Here is a 17,606-nt window from a genome sequence, read left to right as displayed (position 1 = left end):
CCCGGATGGCCTCAACCATGACGTCGCTGCATCAGCGGCACTCAAGCCACAATCTTCACCATACCGTCGATCTGATCGGGCCAGAGGGCAGCCTGCTCGAGCAGCCACTGCACCCGCAAGGAGTCGAGTCGCTCCCCTGGAATCACCAGGGGAATGCCCGGGGGGTAGGGGCAGATCAACTGGGCGGCGATCGCCCCCGCAGCCTGCGCCAACGGAACAGATCGATTGGGACCACACCATGCAGCCCGAACATCCAGCTCAGGAGCTCCGAGCAAGGGCAGCGGTGGCGCGGAGAAGACCTCAGCGGGACTTGTCCCACCTTGGTGCCGGCAGAGCTCTCGCCAGAGGCGCTGCATGCGGCGTGCAAGTCCGCGGTGGCGGGCCAGCCCCAGGCAGAAGGTCAGACATCCAGGTTCCGGAAGCTCAGCGATCAGGCCGCGCTCCATCAACCAGGGATCAGCGTCCAGACCATTGATGCCAGCGGCAGCCGTATGCCAGATCAAACGCAAGGGGTCCTGGGTCTCGAGCAAAGGCAGGCCACTGTCGCGGAGCTGAACGGCCAGGGCTCTGGCTTGGTCAAACCTGCGGTTAAGCCGGCGACGGCCCCGGACGCTGCGCCATTCGCCTAGGGCTGCTTCACAGGAGGCGAGAAGTAGCGCACTGGGGCTTGTGGTTTGCAACCACCCAAGCGAACGAGCAATGGCGTCCGAATCCACGGCCGTGCCTTGCGCCCAAAGCACAGCGGTCTGGCCCAAACCAGCGGCGGATTTATGCAGAGAATGCACCACCAGATCAGCCCCTGCTGCCAGGGCCGAGCGGGGCTGATTTGGGTCCACCCCCGGAAGCAGATGGGCGCCGTGGGCTTCATCCACCAAAACGGGGAGTCCTCGAGCCTGCAGCGGTGCCACCAGGGCAAGAGGATCGGCGGCGTAGCCGTGATACGTCGGCTGCACGAGTACGGCCGCCACCGGTCGCTGCTTTTGACGATCAAGCTCCTGGAGAACCCTGGCAAGCCAGGGCCCGTCAAGGGCTGTGACATGACCGCGGTCGGGGAGGAAAGGCAGATCAAAAAGCAGCGGGGTGATTCCCCCCAACGCGCAGGCCTGAATCAAGCTGCGGTGCACATTGCGGGGCATCAGCACGGAGCTACCAGGCGTTGCGATCGCCAAAAGGGCTGCCTGAAGAAGCCCCGTCGCCCCATTCACGCCATACCAACATTGATCAGCCCCCACGGCTGCTGCTGCTTCCCTCTGGCTGTCAGCGACCGCCCCCTCCGCTTCAAGCGGTCCACCAATCATTGGCAGTTCAGGAAGATCCCAACTCACCGGTCGTCCGCCCAGCAACCGTCGTAGATCCCCTGGCAGAGCAGATCCTCGACCGTGGGCCGGGAGATGCAAGGCATCCAACCGCCCTTGTTGAGGGAAACGGGCTGGCAGCAGTTGGGACAACAGCGTGGCCATCGAGCTTCCAAAACACCCGGGTCTCCCCACCCTTCATCATCCGCCAGGACCATCTCTCTAGATTTGCGCCAGGAAGAGCTCGTGATGGCCGCAACCAGTGCATCAAGGAGTGAGGAAGACACACTCCGCTATGACCCGAGCCGAGATGCTCGCTGGCTGCTGTTGCGCCCCTGGCTTTCGATTCCGCGGTTGATCCAAATCCTCTGGGCCCTGTTGAGTCTTGGACTCAACCTCCTGATTCGAGGCAGCAGCAACGACCCCGAGGTGCAGCGCAACCTCGCCCGAAGCCTGTTGCGCACCCTCACCGACCTGGGGCCCTGCTTCATCAAGGTGGGGCAAGCGCTCTCGACGCGACCGGACCTGATCCGGCGCGACTGGCTGGACGAGCTAACACGACTGCAAGACGATCTTCCCGCCTTCCCCCATGCCATCGCTCTAGCCACGATCGAAGCGGATCTTGGCTCCCCTGTTGAACAGCTCTTTGCCGATTTCCCGGAAGCCCCGGTGGCGGCAGCCAGCCTCGGGCAGGTGTACAGAGCCAGGCTTCACGGCCAGCACTGGGTGGCGGTCAAGGTGCAGCGCCCAAATCTGCCCTTCATCCTGCGCCGGGACATGGTCCTGATTCGCACCCTCGGGGTCCTGAGCGCACCGTTCCTGCCGCTCAATCTCGGGTTCGGTCTGGGAGAAATCATCGATGAATTCGGACGCAGTCTGTTCGAGGAGATCGATTACGGCCTTGAGGCGAACAACGCCGAACGGTTTGCGGCTCTGTTCGCTGATAACCCTGCCGTCACGATTCCCAAGGTGGAACGCATGCTCTCCAGTCGACGCGTGCTCACCACCAGCTGGATTCATGGGACGAAACTGCGGGACCGTCAGGAACTGAAAGCCCAAAGACTCGACCCCACGGCGCTGATTCGCACGGGCGTGATCAGCGGCCTGCAGCAACTGCTGGAGTTCGGCTACTTCCATGCCGACCCCCATCCAGGCAATCTCTTTGCCCTCAGTGGTCGCAGTGGCGATCTGGGCCATGTGGCCTATGTGGACTTCGGAATGATGGATTCAATCAGCGATGCCGATCGGCTCACGCTCACCGGAGCGGTGGTTCACCTGATCAATCGTGACTTTTCAGCCCTGGCCAAGGATTTTCAAACCCTTGGATTCTTGGCCCCGACCGCTGATCTGACCCCGATCATTCCTGCCCTGGAAGAAGTGCTGGGGGGCAGTCTTGGAGAGGAGGTCGGCTCCTTCAACTTCAAAGCGATCACGGATCGCTTCTCAGAGCTGATGTTCGATTACCCCTTCCGGGTACCCGCTCGCTTTGCCCTGATTATCCGCGCGGTTGTGAGCCAGGAGGGATTAGCGCTGCGGCTCGATCCTGAATTCCGGATCATTGCCGTCGCCTATCCCTACGTGGCCAAACGCCTTCTGGCCGGTGACACCCGCGAGATGCGTGAAAAACTTCTGGAGGTGATCTTCGATGCCGAAGGCCGACTTCGCATCGAACGTCTCGAAAGCCTCCTCAACGTTGTCGGAGACGAAGGAGGTGGAGCCGGCCTGGAGCTGCTGCCGGTGGCAGGGGCGGGACTGCGCCTCCTGCTCAGCCAAGACGGATCCGACCTTCGGCGTCGCCTGCTGCTGACTCTGATTCGTGATGACCGGCTCAGCACAAGCGATTTGCGTGCACTGCTGGGCCTTATCCGACGCACCTTCAGCCCTCGGCGCGTGGCAGGTGGTGTGCTGCAGAGCTTGAATCCACTCGCTGTCGCCTGAGTCCCCTAAGGTCGGCGCTTCCAGCAACCCTGCTCAGGGAGATCGGCCCGCCATGGCACTTGAATCGGACGTCGCGCCTCTTGATGCCCAGCAGGCCGGCCTGGATCTGCTCACTGGGGCTTTCGGCGACCTGAACGCCGACGAAATCCTGCTCGAGTATGCGCCCCTCAGCCAGCCCCCTTACCTCGTGGCAGGTCTGGGCCTGGCGATCGGCGTGCTCTGCGGCCTCACCTTCGCCCAACTGGTGCAGGACCGGTTGAACGGTTGGAAACAGGATCGCCTGGCCCTGCTTCCACTCGGCACGGCGGAGACCACCATGAGCTACACCGGAACCCTGATCGGGATCACCCTCTTCATCGGAGGTTCACTGCAGGTGTTTGGCTTTGCATCCGGTGCTGCCTACCTGATTGCCTTGCTTCTATCGCTGTTGACCGGCGGAGCCCTCTGGGTTCAGCTGGAGGGGCTGATGCGGCAGGTGGAAAGCGGCAATTTCAAAGCTGTCGACTTCGACAACTTCGACGAATTCTTCTAAGCCGCCACGTAAGCCTCGAGTTGGCCATCCAGCCCCCGCAGCATTTCCAAGCCCTCCCGCTCAAGACGGCGGGTTCGATCACGGCTCATCCGCAATGACTTGGCGATGCCGGTGAGGCTCATCGGCTCCTCCCCGTCCATCCCATACCGCATCCGCAGCACACGCCGTTGCAGATCAGGCAGCTGCTCCAGCAGATCGCGCAGATCTCCCTTCAGGCATTCGCCCTCCACCTGCTCGCTCGGAAGCTCTTCATCCCCCGCCAATAGCTCCAGCAGCTCCGTGTCATCGCCATCTCCCACCTTCATCTCCAGGCTCACGGGCTGACGTGCACGGCACATCAGCTCCTTCACCTCCTCTTCCGGCAGTTCCACAAACTCAGCCAGCTCCGTCACCGTTGGTGTGCGACCCAGCTCCTGGCTCAACTCACGCTGTCCTTTCTTCAGCTTGTTCAGCATCTCCGTGATGTGGATCGGCAGACGGATCGTCCGGCTCTTCTCCGCAATCGCACGCGTGATCCCCTGACGGATCCACCAGTACGCATACGTACTGAACTTGTAGCCACGCGTTGGATCGAACTTCTCCACACCACGCACCAGGCCGATCGTTCCCTCCTGGATCAGATCCAGCAGCTCCATATTCCGCTTCGTGTATTTCTTCGCGACGCTCACCACCAAACGCAAATTCGCCGCCACCATCCGCTCCTTCGCACGACGGCCCGCCTGCTGTTTCCGCTTCAGCTGCACACCGCTCAAGCCCGCTGCCTTCGCCAGCTCCTCGGCTGCCACCACCTCGCCTCCACGCTGCTCACTCAGCTCAGACTCCAGCGCCTCAAGCTCCATCAGCTCCTGCACCTGACGACCCAGCGTGATCTCCTGCTGATGGCTCAACAGCGGCACACGACCGATGTCCCGCAGGTACGAACGTACCAGATCCACGTCGGGGAGCACGGACAGGGGGGCCACAGGTCGATTACGAAACTGAACTGTTTCGTAATTTACCATCGTTGACAGGGTTTTCCTGACCGAATCGGCGGAATTCAGGCCCTTGGGCAGAATGGAGTCAGAACAGAGGTTCCGGTGATCAGCCCACCCGCCAGTGCCGTCAGCACAGCCAGGCTTCTGCTCGTTGAAGACGATGAATCAATCCGTGAAACGGTACGAGAAGCTCTGAAAGCAGAGGGTTTTGAGGTTCTCGCCTGCGGAGATGGCGCCGAAGCCCTCGCCACTCTCACGCAGTCCACAGCCGAACCTGTCGACCTGGTGGTGCTCGACCTGATGCTTCCGGGCCTTGGCGGCTTGGACCTCTGCAGGCAACTGCGCAAGAGCGAAGACAACACCCCGATCCTGGTCATCAGTGCCCGCGATAGCGAGACCGACCGCGTGCTGGGCCTCGAGGTCGGAGCCGATGACTACCTGGTGAAACCCTTCGGCCTGCGGGAACTCGTAGCCCGCTGCCGGGCGCTGCTGCGCCGTTCCCAGCAACCCGTTGGCGATGAGCCGAGTCCACTGGTGTTCAAGCACGACAATCTCTGCCTCTACGCCCAGGAATGCCGGGTCACCCGCGACGACAAGGATCTCAATCTCTCGCCGAAGGAATACAAAATTCTCGAGCTGTTCATCAAGAATCCCAAGCGGGTATGGAGTCGTGACCAGCTTTTGGAGCGAATCTGGGGCATCGATTTCGTCGGAGATACCAAAACCGTTGATGTGCACATTCGCTGGCTGAGGGAAAAGATTGAGGATGAACCGTCCTCGCCTTGCCACATCCGCACCGTGCGGGGCTTCGGCTACCGCTTCGGCTAAAGAAAGGAATGGTGGAGCAACTCGGGCTGGGGCTTGCCCTGGGTGCAGCGATCGGCACAGGACTCACCTGGACTCGACTCAGGCACAGGTCACGCGCCGCGACCCCCAATGGTGCGGTTCTGCACGGCAAGACCCTCACCACACCACAACTGCTCGCTTGGATTGATGCCGGCACCCAGGGCTGGCTGATCCTCACCCCGGATCTGCACATCGCCTACATCAACGAAAAGGCTGAGCGTCTCCTGCAGATCTCCCACAATTTGCTCGTGCGTGGGCAGCCCCTGGAAGAGGTGCTGTCAATCCCAGAATTGGAGGAAGCGATTGTGCGCGTCCGCCATCAGCAACGGCCGCAACGCAGTGAATGGGAATGGCAGGGGGATCCCTTAGAAGCGATCGTGCTGCCGGGATCGGATGAATGGCTGTTGGTGCTGCTGCAGAGTCGCCGCTCCCTTGAAGCGCAACAACAGCAACAAGAACGCTGGGTGAGCGATGTGGCCCACGAACTCAAGACGCCCCTGACCGCTCTCATGCTGGTGAGCGACCGTCTCGAAGGCGCTGTTCAGGGCCAGGACAGTGTGCTGGTGGAGCGCCTGCAGAAAGAGCTTCGTCGCCTGCAACTGATGGTGGAAGACCTACTGGAGCTCTCAAGGCTTGAGAACAGCCTGCCGCGAGACAACAGCTCTTACAGCGCGCTCACCCTTGAAAACCTGGTCGATAGTGCCTGGACCAGCATCCGTCCCCTTGCCGATGCCCGGGGCGTTCACCTTGCCATCAATAGTGATGAACCCGGACCGCTTCTCGGAGATCAGCGACGTCTCCATCGGGCGATCCTGAATCTGCTCGACAATGCGCTCCGCTACTCCCCGGACAACAGCCACGTGGAAGTGGAGATCCTTCCGAGTGGTGGCTGGTGGATGCTGTCGATCCGTGACCATGGCCCCGGCCTGAGTGACATGGATTTGAACAACATGTTCCAGCGCTTCTACCGCGGCGATCCCTCGAGGGCTCGCTCGAATCGCAGCGGTAGCGGTCTCGGGCTGGCCATCGTTCAACAAATTGCAGTGAACCATGGGGGGCGGATCCAAGCCCGCAATCACGCAGGAGGTGGCACCAACGTGGAACTGCTGCTCCCCCGCGGTGGACAGGCACTTTGACGGCTGAACGCCTGCAGAAATTGATCGCTTCTGCTGGACTCTGTTCCAGACGGAAGGCAGAGCAACTGCTGCTGGACGCGCGGGTTCAGGTGAACGGTCGAATCGCCACCCTCGGAGACCGCGCCGATCCAGAGCAGGATCAGATCTGTGTGGATGGACGCCCTCTCCGCCGCCAGGATCCTGCTCGGGTGCTGCTACTGAACAAACCACAGGGGGTGATCAGCAGTTGTCACGATCCCCAAGGACGACCGACTGTGCTGGACCTGATCCCCGCCGAACTGCGCCGGGGCCTCCATCCCGTTGGGCGTCTGGATGCCGATAGCCGTGGCGCCCTGCTGCTGACGAACCAGGGAGCCATCACCTTGGAGCTGACCCATCCGCGCTACGCCCATCGCAAGACTTACCGGGTCTGGGTGGAAGGCCACCCGACGCCCCAGACCCTGCAGCGATGGCGCGATGGCGTGCGTCTGGATGGCCTGCCAACCCAGCCAGCAGAAGTGATCTGCCTACGTCGAGCGGCAGGGCGTAGCCAGCTGGAGGTCATTCTCCGCGAGGGGCGAAATCGACAGATTCGGCGAACGGCAGATCTGCTCGGGCATCCTGTGCTGGACCTGCAGCGAACAGCGATCGCTGATCTTCCTCTCGGTTCCCTCCCTGAAGGGCATTGGCGTGCCCTGAACAAGAGAGAATGGCGTGACCTGATGCCCGCGATGGAACTGTCCACGACGGAGCCTCCACAGACACGCTGATGCGACTCACGAGCTTCTGGAGGCGACGCAAGGTTGCCCCACCAGCGACTGCCGATGGCTCTCCCCAGAGCCCGATCGACCCTCTCGAGGTGGCAGGCCGCAGGCTGCGGGAGCGACGAGAGGAGCGCAACCTCAGCCTGAGGGATCTCTCCAGGGAGATCAGGATCACAACCCCAGTGCTAGAGGCTCTCGAGCGTGGATGGCGTGACCGCCTGCCAGAGGCCGCCTACCTGGGCTCGATGCTCCATCGACTGGAACAACATCTCGAATTGGAACCAGGAAGCCTCAACGGTGCCCTGCCCCCACCCCAGCGCTCACGGCTGGCACGTGGGGATCGAGGCAGTCGACGGTTCACGATCGGAAGCATCGACATCTTCACCACCTGGCAGGGCAGTGTTGTCTATGGCGCCCTGATGGTGGCAAGCATCCTGGCCCTGAACCATCAACAGCGCTATCTGGCGCAGCAGGGCAGCCTGGCTCTGGAACCGATGATTCCCAGCACCGCCACCATGGCCAGCGACCCTTCCCTGGCTGGGCTAAGACCGGTGGAAGAAGCCCAGCGTCGCTCTCTGAGCAGCCTTGTGCCTAAGGAGCAGGACGCGAACCGCCCGGACCCATCGCCAACAAGCAACCCAACCGGTGTTCTTGAACTTCAGCTCAGCCGACCGAGCAGCATCCGGCTGTCGAGTGCGGGTGGAGACCGCAGCGAACTTACCGGCAGTCAGGGACGCCTCACGCTGCAATTGCGCACCCCGGTCACACTGAGCATCCAGCCGGCACCGGCCGAGGCTGATCAGGTTCTCTGGAACGGAGACAAGGTGACCTCAATGGCAGGCCAGGACGGCAGCTATCGCCTCCCCCAGACCTCACCGCGCACTCCATAGCCTTGCAAGGCGCCCTCCAGTTGCTCATCCAGGACAGTGAGACGCCAGGTCCAGTTGCCACCGACGGTTCCGGGGGTGTTGAAGCGGGCGGAATCATCAAGATGAAGAAGATCCTGAAGCGGGGTCACTACCAGCCAGGCACTCGAGGCGAGCCCTAGCTCGAGGAGCTGCCAGCCAGGCGCTTCAACCGGACATCCCAACAGCTGCTCAACCCTCTGACGGGCCGGCTCATCGAGGGTCTTCCACCAACCGATCGTGGTTGGGTTGTCGTGGGTGCCGGTGTAAACCACCCAGCGCTCACCTTGGATGTTGGCGGGCAGGTATGGATTGTCGGGATTGCCGTCAAAGGCGAATTGCAGGATCTTCATCCCGGGTAACCGAAACCGATCGCGCAGCGCTTCCACATCGGGGGTGACAACGCCGAGATCCTCTGCCACCAGAGGAAGCTCTCCACCAGCATCTCGACGCAGTTTCCGCAGCAGAGAAGCCCCTGGGGACCGCTTCCAGGCACCATTCATGGCCGTGTCATCGCCGCCCGGCACAGCCCAGTAGGCCGACAGGGCGCGGAAATGGTCAAGTCTCAGGAGGTCGGCCAGTTGCCACTGGCGCCGAAAGCGCTGCCGCCACCAGCGGAAACGACTGAGACGGTGGCGCCACCAGCGGAAGACGGGTGTTCCCCAGAGCTGGCCGGTGGCGGAGAAATAATCCGGCGGCACACCACTCTGTACGAGGAGCTCCCCTTCACTCGTCAGTGAAAAGAGCTGGCGATGACTCCAGACATCAGCACTGTCTCGGGCCACATAAAAAGGCAAATCACCAAAAATGCGCACATTGAGCTCACGGGCCAGCGATCGGATCCGCTGCCACTGGCGATCGAGATGCCACTGGAGCAGCCGATGGTGGAGGAGCGCAGCTTCGTTGTCGACTTTCCAGCGTCTGAAAGCCCGCCCCTGACGGTTGGCCAGAGCTGACGGCCAGGTCCACCAAGGTTGCCCCTGATGCTGACGGCGCAGCTCCATGAAACAGGCATGATCCTCAAGCCAAAAGGCCTGGAGCTGACACCACCGGGCAAAGGCCTGATGGCGCTCAGACGACTGCTCTGACCAAGAAGCACTCAGGGCCTGGCCAATCCGCTCGGCCCGTTGCTCCGCCAGTTGCCAATCGACCCTGTCAGTCCCTGGGGCATCAGGTAATTCGGCCAGGTCCGCCTCTCGGATGAAGCCCTCCTCCGCAAGTTCCTCGGCATCAAGGCAACAGGGATTGAGCGCAAAGCTGGAGGGGGAGCTGTAGGGCGAGCCTGTGCCATCGACTGGCGCAAGGGGCAGCACCTGCCACACCTTGACTCCGTGCTGGGCCAAGGACCTCAGCCAACGGCTGGCAGCGGCACCAAAGCCACCACAGACCGGAGAGCCGGGAAGGGCCGTGGGGTGCAGCAGCACACCGAGTTCACGCATGGGAGGGCTCAGGTTGATGGGAGCCGGTAACGCTCCACGATTCGACGGGCAAAAGCAGGCAGGTGCCGCTCCAGCATCCCTGGATGATGGCGCCGCAACCAGAGGGCGTTGCGGGTGAAATGGGAATCGATCGAGAAACGGCCATATTCCAGTCCCTTGGGGCCAATGCGCTGCACCACCCAGCCCACCAATTCAGCAAGCCACATCGGGAGACGAACCGCTTTGTCGTAGGCATCGATGCCCTGCTGGACAGCGGAGCGGCGATCGCCCCGGCTGGTCACGGGGGCGATGTCGAGGTCGGCCTCAATCAGCCGCAGCAAGTCCGCCCCGCGGTCATTGCGCACCACGAGCCACTGGCGACCGAACTCAGCTCCCATGTAACCCACCACGAGATCAGCACCGGCATTCACATAGTCGAAGCAGCTCAGACAGCTCGGTGCGAACACATCCTTGAGCTTCGGGGTATCGAGACCGAAGAAAGGGACCGTCTCCTCGCGTCCATCCTGGTGCCGGAAATGAATCCTGAAATCCTGCATGAACTCGTAGTGAACAACGGTCTCGGGCGAATCGCTCGCACTGTTGAGAAACGTCTGCAAGCCTTCGCGAGAGACATTGTCAACACAAGGAAGTCCGAGGACATAGAGCTGCTCGAGGGGGAGGGTGTCCTGCACCGCACGCAGCGCTTGGATCTGACAGCCGACGCCAATCGCAAGCAGACGACGAATTCCACTACCCGGTAGTTGCTCGAGCACCGAGAGGTTGTTCGACAGGGTTGGTTTGTTCACCCGGGCGGCCAGCACCTCCTCGGGAGTACGGGCAAGAACCGGCACCGGCGTAAAGCGATCCTCCGGGCTCTGCTGCACGCAGAGCACGGCATCCACCAGGCCGCTCTTCAAGGCCTTGATACCGAGGTGGCTCACGATTCCAGTCCACTGGGCTCCCTGAATCGGAGCCTTTAAACGCGCGGTGAGCATCCGCTGCTGGACGCCGAAATACAGCTCATGCTCTTGATCCAGATCACGGGAACGTCCGTGATGGCGACGCTCCATCCCCTCGAAGTCCTGATGGAGAAACGCACAGGACTGCCTCACATAGGCCACCCAGCGGGAATCACAGAGGCCACAGTCACTGCAGAGGTCTTTTGCCGGGCGAACCGTCCCCCGCGCCATCGGCCTGGCCCGATCATGGGGAGCTGGAGCTGAATACTGCTGTGTCACGGAGAGGCCGGGCCTTCAAGCCTCCAAAGCTAATGAGCGGAAGTTGGGCGAGACTTGTTCGCAGTGGATTCAGCCCAGTTCATGGCTCTTCCCTCTCAGCGTCGCTGGCTGGGGCAGTACCCGGCGCGCACTCTGCTGCGCCTTGGTGCCGCCGTGGTGGGGATCGGTGTCGTGGGAGCCACGCTTGGCCTGGTCTGGCCTGAGGCCGACCGGGTGGCCCCTGATCGGCCCTCAGCCGAAGACCCCAAAAGCCTTGCTGCCTTCCCGAGCCGTCCGGTCACCGTGCTCGTGGTGGGGGTGGATAGTGATGGACTGCGGGATCCGGTGAATCGGGCAGCACCCAAAGGACCGGCCAATGCCGACTCCCTGATGCTGGTGCGCATCCAGGCGGGTGAACCCCTACAAATACTGCAGATCCCTGTGGAGTTGGCCGTGCACCTGCCAGGCCGCAAGGGAATGGTGCCCCTCAGTGCGAGCTATCGCGATGGAGGGGTTGCCCTGACGGCTGACATCATCCGGGAGCTGGTGGGCCTGCCGGAGGGAGAGCCGGAACGCTTTGTGGTGGTGCCGCGCAAAGCTCTGCGCAGCCTGGTGGATGGACTCGGCCAAGTTGAGGTGAACCTCAGCCAGTCCTTCAGCCACACCGACAAGAGCCAGGACTACCGCGTGAACCTCCAGGCCGGTCGTCAGACCCTGAACGGGGCCCAAGCCGAACAGTTGGTGCGCCTACGCCAGGATCCTCTCGACGAGCAAGCCCGACGGATCCGCCAGCAGTGGCTGGTGATGGGTCTTGCCGAACAGCTGCGCCAGCCCAACGCCATCACCCTGCTCCCCGGCCTACTGGGTGAGATATCCGCCGATGTCAGCAGCGATCTCAGTAGCGCGGAATGGCTAAGCCTGACGGCAGCCACCTTGAGCAGCAACCAACCCCCTCGCATCAGCAGCCTCCCCCTTGCCCCTCGTGCCGGAAAGCAGATCCTTCGCCAGCTCAACCCTTCAGCCCCTCGGCCGCTTTGGGAACCCGTGAACGGCCAACCAGCCCCCTGAACTCAGGGGACCAATCGCTGCAAGCGTTGACGCAACCGCCGAGCCAGAAATGCATTCTGGTCGGGATCCGAGCGAACGACCTCACCACACCAGGGAAGGCCATCCCGTCGGCGACGGTCCGGCAACCAGGGGCCTCCGATCTGCACCAGGCCGACCAGGGGAACCCGCAATGCCGTGCAGAGGGCCGCATAGGCGGGCACGCAACCGGGCATCGCGCCGTCCTCGCCGGGAGCAGCCATCAGCAGCGTGGGCATCCTCCAGTCGCCAAGCGCCTCAAGCCAGGAGCGCCGATGCTCGAGGTCCAAACCGGCATCGCCAGCGAGTCGCAACAGGGAGAACTCGGTCCCAGACGGGGCCGACAACACCAGATCGGGATCCTCCCCACAGGCGTGGTGGCGAAGGGGCGCTGGCCAATGCTCAGCAAGGGCCTCACAGGCCAGGCGCATCCGCTGTTCGGGCAAGCTCCCGGCACCGATCAGAACCAGCTTTGGATCAGCCATGGGGGGACCTTAACGGGACTGGAGATCAAGGAAGGACTTGGCGTTGCCCCCCACGGCACTACGATCGGAACACAACTGTCCTCGTCCGCGGGCCCGTGACCAGTTTCCTGACTGCAGCCCGTGCCGAACAGGAGAAAATTCAGCAGGACACCCGTAGGCTCCGCTTGTTCAGCGGAACCTCCAACCCTGCTCTGTCTAGGGAAATTGCGGCCTACCTGGGCGTCCCCGATGGTCCTCGGGTGGTCAAGCGCTTTGCCGACGGCGAGCTTTACGTGCAGATCCAGGAGTCGATCCGGGGCTGCGATGTCTTCCTGATCCAACCCACCTGTGCTCCGGTCAATGACCACCTGATGGAGCTGCTGATCATGGTGGATGCCTGCCGTCGGGCCTCAGCCCGGCAAGTCACGGCCGTGGTGCCCTACTACGGCTACGCAAGAGCAGACCGAAAAACCGCAGGGCGGGAATCAATTACGGCCAAACTCACCGCCAACCTCCTGGTGAAATCCGGGGTCGACCGCGTGCTGGCGATGGACCTGCACTCAGCCCAGATCCAGGGTTATTTCGATATCCCCTGCGATCACATCTATGGATCGCCCGTGCTGGTCGACTATCTGGCCGCACAGGATCTTGGGGATGTTGTAGTGGTTTCGCCGGATGTGGGCGGGGTGGCCCGTGCCCGCGCCTTCGCCAAACAAATGAACGATGCGCCGCTGGCGATCATCGACAAGCGCCGGACTGGCCACAACATGGCGGAAAGCCTCACGGTGATTGGTGATGTCGCCGGCCGTACGGCGATCCTGATCGACGACATGATCGACACGGGTGGCACCATCTGCGCCGGAGCTCGCCTCCTGCGTCAGCAGGGTGCCGATCGGGTGATCGCCTGTGCCACCCACGCCGTTTTCTCGCCACCGGCCTGCGAGCGTCTATCTGTCGATGGGCTCTTTGAGCAGGTGGTGGTCACCAACAGCATTCCGATCGCGGCTGATCGCACCTTCCCTCAGCTGCAGGTGCTTTCGGTTGCCAACATGCTCGGAGAAGCGATTTGGCGGATTCACGAGGAAAGTTCAGTCAGCTCGATGTTCCGCTGACGTGAGCTGGGGCAGAGCCACGGCGAGAGGGATTAGAGCGTTGGGTGGTCTTCCCTTGCTCAGCCTTGTGTTCTGCCTGGCGAGCCCGGCGGGTCAGAGCGTCCCACTCCCCTCGCGAGTGACTGTCCCGAGGACGCCCCCGCCACCAGCTGAGCCCACTCCCCCAATTCAACGCGCCAGCAGCCTGAGTGAACGCCTCGCGTCGGTCACCAGCAGCCAACCCCTCGGGGTCTGGCTCACCAACAGCCCAAGCCCCCTGTACTACGACAGGAATCGACTGCAACAGGCGGTGAAGGAACTCAAGGCCGCGGGATTCACCACCCTGTATCCGAATGTCTGGAGTCGGGGTACAACCTTTCACCAAAGCCAATTCGCGCCCTTGGAGCCCGCCCTTGCGGCAGCAGGGGTGAACCTCGATCCAATCTGCACTCTGAGCAGGGAAGCCCATGCCAGAGACATGAAGGTGATTCCCTGGTTCGAATATGGACTGATGGAGCCGGCGGGATCGGCTGTGGTCAGGGATCAGCCGGATTGGGTGCTGCAGAAGGCCAATGGGAGTCCGATCACCGTGCTGCACGGCAAGGAGATGGTCTGGCTCAATCCCGCCCACCCCCAGGTACGCGAGCGCTTCATCGGGCTCGTGGTGGAGGTCATGAAACGCTGCCGGCTGGATGGCCTGCAGTTGGATGACCACTTCGCTTGGCCCGTGGAACTGGGTTACGACCCCTACACATCTGAGCTTTACAGGCAAGACACCGGCTCGCTTCCACCGAAGGACCACACGAATCGCCAATGGATGACCTGGCGCCGCCGACAACTCACAGGGCTCCTGAGGGAGCTCCGTAGTCGCCTGAAAGAGGAGGCGCTGCCCCAACGGATCAGCCTCTCCCCTGGGCCCTTCCGGTTTGCTTACAACCACTGGCTCCAGGACTGGGAACTCTGGGCCGTTGGAGAGCTCATCGACGATCTGGTTGTGCAGAACTACGCCTACTCCCTGAAGGGATTTGCCAAAGATCTCGATCAACCGGCCCTACGCAAGGCCCGAGAATGGGGCATGCCGGTGCAGATCGGAGTGCTGGCCGGATTCGGCAAACGCACCACTCCGATGCCAGTGCTGCGGGAGAAGGTGCGGCTGTCCCGTGAACGGGGGCACGGCGTGATCTTCTTCTATTGGGAAGGCTTGTGGGGAGCGTACGCAGGGGAGGAGGGGCCGGCGATTCGCCAGGCCGCCTTCGAGTCACTGGGTGCGACACCCCCCTAACGGTTCGGCGTCAGCCCTGCTGCATCAGGGCCACAACCTCGCGGGTATTCGTCGAGAGCTCTGCCGCTGCGAGCTGATCCAGGGCTTGCTTGACCAAGGCCTGACGCTCCGGCGCGTAGCTGCGCCAGCGACTGAACACCTTGGCCATTCGCGACGCCGTGATCGCATTGCGCTGATCCACCTGAATGATCTGAGCTGCCATGAAGCGGTAACCGCTTCCATTGGCCGCATGAAACACGAGCGGATTCCCCGCCAGCCCACCAAGGACGGCGCGGACCGCATTGGGCGCCATCGGATCGAACCGTGGGTGAGCGAGAAGCGCTTCCACCCGCGCCAGACCATCTGTTCGCGGGGTCGATGCCTCGAGAGCAAACCAACCATCAAGGATGACCGGCCGCTCCTGCCAACGGTCATAAAAACACTGCAGGGCCATCTCCCGTTCGCTGCAGTCAATCGGCAACAGGGCCCGAAGGGCAGCTCGGGCAAGGGTCATGGAAGGTCCATTGACCGCAGCTAGCGCCTGGGCCCATACGGCGCCATCACCCGCTGCCGCCAGCCAGCTCCAGATCACCGCGGTGAGTTGCCGCTCACCCTGCCCCAGGGGCCAGGCCTGGGAAAGCTGCGGGGCCAGGGCCTCCAGCCGCTGGTGCAGCAACGGCGCCAGGACCCGGCCAAGGCATTCACGCAAACCGCAGGCGGCTTGAAAGAGAGCCGGAGGATCTGCTTCCTTCTGGAGAGCCTCCAGTTCTGCTCCACCTGGGAAAGCAAGCAGGGTCGCCAACACCGCTGGGTCGGACTCGCCCTCAATCGCGAGCAGGCCACGCAAGGCCTCGAGCATCCGTTGTTCAAGATCCGAATCCCTGGTCCCGGAAGCCCGAGCCAGCAACAGAGTGCGCCAGAGCTGCTGGCCCGCATCCCAGCGCGCGAAGGGGTCGTCGTCGTGAGCGAACAACAGGAACAACTCATCCACGTCCTGAACGGCCTGCCAATGCACCGGGGCCGAAAACCGACGAAACAGGGAGAGTGCAGGCGGACGCGCTGATGGCGAGAGTCCCTCCAGCACGAGAGTCTCTTCGTCCTGATCGAGCACCAACAGGCGCTCCTCTCCAGGTTCACCGTTGGGCCCGAGAAGAGCCCAAAGAAGAGGAATCACCAGCGGCTGCTTCTCTGGCTGGCCTGGGGTGGGCGGCGTGCTCTGACGGAAGCGCAGGGTCAGCTCCCCGGTCGAAGCATTCCATGCACGGTGAATCTGCACTGTGGGCGTGCCCGCTTGGTGATACCAGCGCTTGAACTGCTCAGGATCGAAGCCCAGTTCGTCACGATCGGCGCTGGCTCCTTCAAGAATGGCGGCCACGAAATCATCCGTGGTGGCCGCCTCGCCGTCATGCCGCTGGAAGTACAGCCGCATGCCAGCCATGAAGCGCTCCTCCCCAAGCAAGGTGCGCAGCATGCGAATCAGCTCAGCACCCTTCTCGTAAATCGTCGTTGTGTAGAAATTATCGATGGCTTGGTAGGCGTCCGGCTTGACCGGATGGGCCGTAGGACCGGCATCCTCCCGAAATTGGGTATTGCGAAGCATCGAGGCATCCTCGATGCGCTTCAGGCCAGCGGAATGCAGATCAGCCGTGAAGCACTGATCGCGAAACACGGTGAGCCCCTCCTTGAGAGAGAGCTGAAACCAGTCGCGACAGGTGATCCGGTTGCCCGACCAATTATGAAAATACTCATGGGCGACGACACTTTCGATCCGCTCCAGTTCGCCGTCAGTTGCGGTTTCGGCATCAGCCAAAACCAGCTTGGAGTTGAAGATATTCAGACTCTTGTTCTCCATCGCGCCCATGTTGAAGTGGCGCACGGCAACCGTGTTGAACTCATCAAGGTCGTATTCGAGGCCATAGACCTGCTCATCCCATGCCATCGAGCGCTTGAGGGAGTCCATGGCATGGGAGGTGTAGGGCTCATCACCGGGCTCCACATGAAGACGTAACGCCACCTCGCGACCGGAGCGGGTCACAAAGTGATCCCGCAGCTCACGTAGATCACCAGCCACCAGGGCAAACAAATAAGAGGGCTTCAGGTACGGGTCATCCCAGATCGCCTCATGGCGGCTGGGGTCTCCACTCAGGGGGCCTTGACTCAACGCATTGCCGTTGGACAAAAGCACCGGAAAGCGCTGTCGATCGGCTTCGATGCGCACCCGATAACGACTGAGCACGTCGGGGCGATCGGGATGAAATGCGATCCTCCGGAAGCCCTCCGCTTCGCACTGGGTGGTGAGCATGCCACCACTGGCATACAGCCCCTCCAGGGAGGTATTGGCATGGGGATCGATGCGACAAACCGTCGTGAGCGTGAACGGCTGAAGAGGAGGAGCTGGGATTCGAAGCAGCGAGCCATCGAGAACGAAATCAGCCCCATCCAGAACCTTTCCATCGAGTTGGATCGACAGCAGCTCCAGATCCACACCGCGCAGGATCAGCGGCTGAGAATCCGCCAGGGGTTCCACTTGCAGACTGCTGGTGAGTTGCACCAGGCGTTCCTCGATGCGGAAATCCAGGCTGATGCTGGGGATCGAGAAGGGATATGGCTTGTAGTCAGCAAGGCGAACGACGGAATCCAGGGAAGCGGTGTGAGTCATGCGCAGCTCTCTCTTGAGCGATCCTGGCGCGCTCATCGCTCAGG

15 protein-coding genes are annotated in these 17,606 nt (G+C 62.2%); 9 read left to right on the top strand and 6 right to left on the bottom strand.

The window, feature by feature from the left end:
- Positions 1–41 precede the first annotated feature (41 nt).
- Positions 42–1,460 (bottom strand): aminotransferase class I/II-fold pyridoxal phosphate-dependent enzyme, encoded by a 1,419-nt coding sequence (locus H0O21_RS08865; protein ID WP_185189418.1) that lies wholly within the window; start codon positions 1,458–1,460, stop codon positions 42–44.
- Between the two features lie 84 nt (positions 1,461–1,544).
- On the opposite strand from H0O21_RS08865, the gene H0O21_RS08860 reads away from it, so the two are divergent.
- Both H0O21_RS08860 and H0O21_RS08855 read left to right on the top strand, forming a co-directional pair.
- The gene (locus H0O21_RS08860; protein WP_185189417.1) at positions 1,545–3,233 is read left to right on the top strand and encodes an AarF/ABC1/UbiB kinase family protein; all 1,689 of its coding nucleotides are present in this window, start codon (positions 1,545–1,547) and stop codon (positions 3,231–3,233) included.
- 52 nt (positions 3,234–3,285) lie between these two features.
- On the top strand, positions 3,286–3,765 hold the full coding sequence (locus H0O21_RS08855; protein ID WP_185189416.1) for a hypothetical protein: 480 nt from the start codon (positions 3,286–3,288) through the stop codon (positions 3,763–3,765).
- Here H0O21_RS08855 and H0O21_RS08850 read toward each other — a convergent pair.
- On the bottom strand, positions 3,762–4,727 hold the full coding sequence (locus H0O21_RS08850) for an RpoD/SigA family RNA polymerase sigma factor (protein WP_185189415.1): 966 nt from the start codon (positions 4,725–4,727) through the stop codon (positions 3,762–3,764). The genes H0O21_RS08855 and H0O21_RS08850 overlap by 4 nt on opposite strands.
- Before the next feature lie 114 nt (positions 4,728–4,841).
- On the opposite strand from H0O21_RS08850, the gene H0O21_RS08845 reads away from it, so the two are divergent.
- Genes H0O21_RS08845 through H0O21_RS08830 form a run of 4 tightly spaced genes read left to right on the top strand, consistent with a single transcriptional unit; the run spans position 4,842 to position 8,354 of the window.
- Positions 4,842–5,567 (top strand): response regulator transcription factor, encoded by a 726-nt coding sequence (locus H0O21_RS08845; protein WP_185189414.1) that lies wholly within the window; start codon positions 4,842–4,844, stop codon positions 5,565–5,567.
- An 8-nt stretch (positions 5,568–5,575) separates the two neighbouring features.
- Positions 5,576–6,721 carry a cell wall metabolism sensor histidine kinase WalK gene (locus H0O21_RS08840; protein WP_185189413.1) on the top strand — a complete coding sequence of 382 codons (1,146 nt, stop codon included), beginning with the start codon at positions 5,576–5,578 and terminating at the stop codon, positions 6,719–6,721.
- Positions 6,718–7,470: a pseudouridine synthase gene (locus H0O21_RS08835; protein WP_185189412.1), complete on the top strand. Its 753-nt coding sequence runs from the start codon at positions 6,718–6,720 to the stop codon at positions 7,468–7,470. The genes H0O21_RS08840 and H0O21_RS08835 overlap by 4 nt, the downstream gene beginning before the upstream one ends.
- Positions 7,470–8,354 (top strand): helix-turn-helix domain-containing protein, encoded by an 885-nt coding sequence (locus H0O21_RS08830; protein WP_185189411.1) that lies wholly within the window; start codon positions 7,470–7,472, stop codon positions 8,352–8,354. Before H0O21_RS08835 ends, H0O21_RS08830 begins: the two co-directional genes overlap by 1 nt.
- Here the strand turns inward: H0O21_RS08830 and malQ are convergent.
- Both malQ and H0O21_RS08820 read right to left on the bottom strand, forming a co-directional pair.
- Positions 8,318–9,808, bottom strand: a complete 1,491-nt coding sequence (gene malQ, locus H0O21_RS08825; RefSeq protein WP_185189410.1) for a 4-alpha-glucanotransferase — start codon at positions 9,806–9,808, stop codon at positions 8,318–8,320. The two genes, H0O21_RS08830 and malQ, sit on opposite strands and share 37 nt — an antisense overlap.
- Before the next feature lie 8 nt (positions 9,809–9,816).
- Entirely contained in the window at positions 9,817–10,977 is a 1,161-nt protein-coding gene (locus H0O21_RS08820; protein WP_185190956.1) for a Coenzyme F420 hydrogenase/dehydrogenase, beta subunit C-terminal domain, read from the bottom strand.
- 129 nt (positions 10,978–11,106) lie between these two features.
- Between H0O21_RS08820 and H0O21_RS08815 the strand changes: the two genes are divergently transcribed.
- Complete coding sequence (locus H0O21_RS08815) at positions 11,107–12,072, top strand: LCP family protein (protein WP_185189409.1); 966 nt, start codon at positions 11,107–11,109, stop codon at positions 12,070–12,072.
- 2 nt (positions 12,073–12,074) lie between these two features.
- On the opposite strand, the gene H0O21_RS08810 is transcribed toward H0O21_RS08815, so the two are convergent.
- Positions 12,075–12,572, bottom strand: a complete 498-nt coding sequence (locus tag H0O21_RS08810; RefSeq protein WP_185189408.1) for a hypothetical protein — start codon at positions 12,570–12,572, stop codon at positions 12,075–12,077.
- A 95-nt stretch (positions 12,573–12,667) separates the two neighbouring features.
- Between H0O21_RS08810 and H0O21_RS08805 the strand changes: the two genes are divergently transcribed.
- Together H0O21_RS08805 and H0O21_RS08800 are read left to right on the top strand one after the other, a co-directional pair.
- A complete protein-coding gene (locus H0O21_RS08805) occupies positions 12,668–13,663 on the top strand; it encodes a ribose-phosphate pyrophosphokinase (RefSeq protein ID WP_131454354.1) in 996 nt (331 codons plus the stop codon).
- A 166-nt stretch (positions 13,664–13,829) separates the two neighbouring features.
- On the top strand, positions 13,830–14,924 hold the full coding sequence (locus H0O21_RS08800; protein WP_240789207.1) for a glycoside hydrolase family 10 protein: 1,095 nt from the start codon (positions 13,830–13,832) through the stop codon (positions 14,922–14,924).
- A 10-nt stretch (positions 14,925–14,934) separates the two neighbouring features.
- Here H0O21_RS08800 and pepN read toward each other — a convergent pair whose 3' ends face one another.
- On the bottom strand, positions 14,935–17,562 hold the full coding sequence (gene pepN, locus H0O21_RS08795) for an aminopeptidase N (RefSeq protein ID WP_185189407.1): 2,628 nt from the start codon (positions 17,560–17,562) through the stop codon (positions 14,935–14,937).
- Positions 17,563–17,606: the final 44 nt, after the last annotated feature.

Origin of the sequence: Synechococcus sp. HK01-R (genome assembly GCF_014217855.1) — a bacterium.
GTDB lineage: Bacteria > Cyanobacteriota > Cyanobacteriia > PCC-6307 > Cyanobiaceae > Synechococcus_C.
This window is presented reverse-complemented; position numbering and strand designations above follow the sequence as displayed.

Excerpts from the sequence above, each read along its gene's own strand:
- H0O21_RS08865 (WP_185189418.1), bottom strand. The coding sequence starts at position 1,460 with ATGGCCACGCTGTTGTCCCAACTGCTGCCAGCCCGTTTCCCTCAACAA.
- H0O21_RS08860 (WP_185189417.1), top strand. The coding sequence starts at position 1,545 with ATGGCCGCAACCAGTGCATCAAGGAGTGAGGAAGACACACTCCGCTAT.
- H0O21_RS08855 (WP_185189416.1), top strand. The coding sequence starts at position 3,286 with ATGGCACTTGAATCGGACGTCGCGCCTCTTGATGCCCAGCAGGCCGGC.
- H0O21_RS08840 (WP_185189413.1), top strand. The coding sequence starts at position 5,576 with ATGGTGGAGCAACTCGGGCTGGGGCTTGCCCTGGGTGCAGCGATCGGC.
- H0O21_RS08830 (WP_185189411.1), top strand. The coding sequence starts at position 7,470 with ATGCGACTCACGAGCTTCTGGAGGCGACGCAAGGTTGCCCCACCAGCG.
- malQ (WP_185189410.1), bottom strand. The coding sequence starts at position 9,808 with ATGCGTGAACTCGGTGTGCTGCTGCACCCCACGGCCCTTCCCGGCTCT.
- H0O21_RS08820 (WP_185190956.1), bottom strand. The coding sequence starts at position 10,977 with ATGGCGCGGGGGACGGTTCGCCCGGCAAAAGACCTCTGCAGTGACTGT.
- H0O21_RS08815 (WP_185189409.1), top strand. The coding sequence starts at position 11,107 with ATGGCTCTTCCCTCTCAGCGTCGCTGGCTGGGGCAGTACCCGGCGCGC.
- H0O21_RS08810 (WP_185189408.1), bottom strand. The coding sequence starts at position 12,572 with ATGGCTGATCCAAAGCTGGTTCTGATCGGTGCCGGGAGCTTGCCCGAA.
- pepN (WP_185189407.1), bottom strand. The coding sequence starts at position 17,562 with ATGACTCACACCGCTTCCCTGGATTCCGTCGTTCGCCTTGCTGACTAC.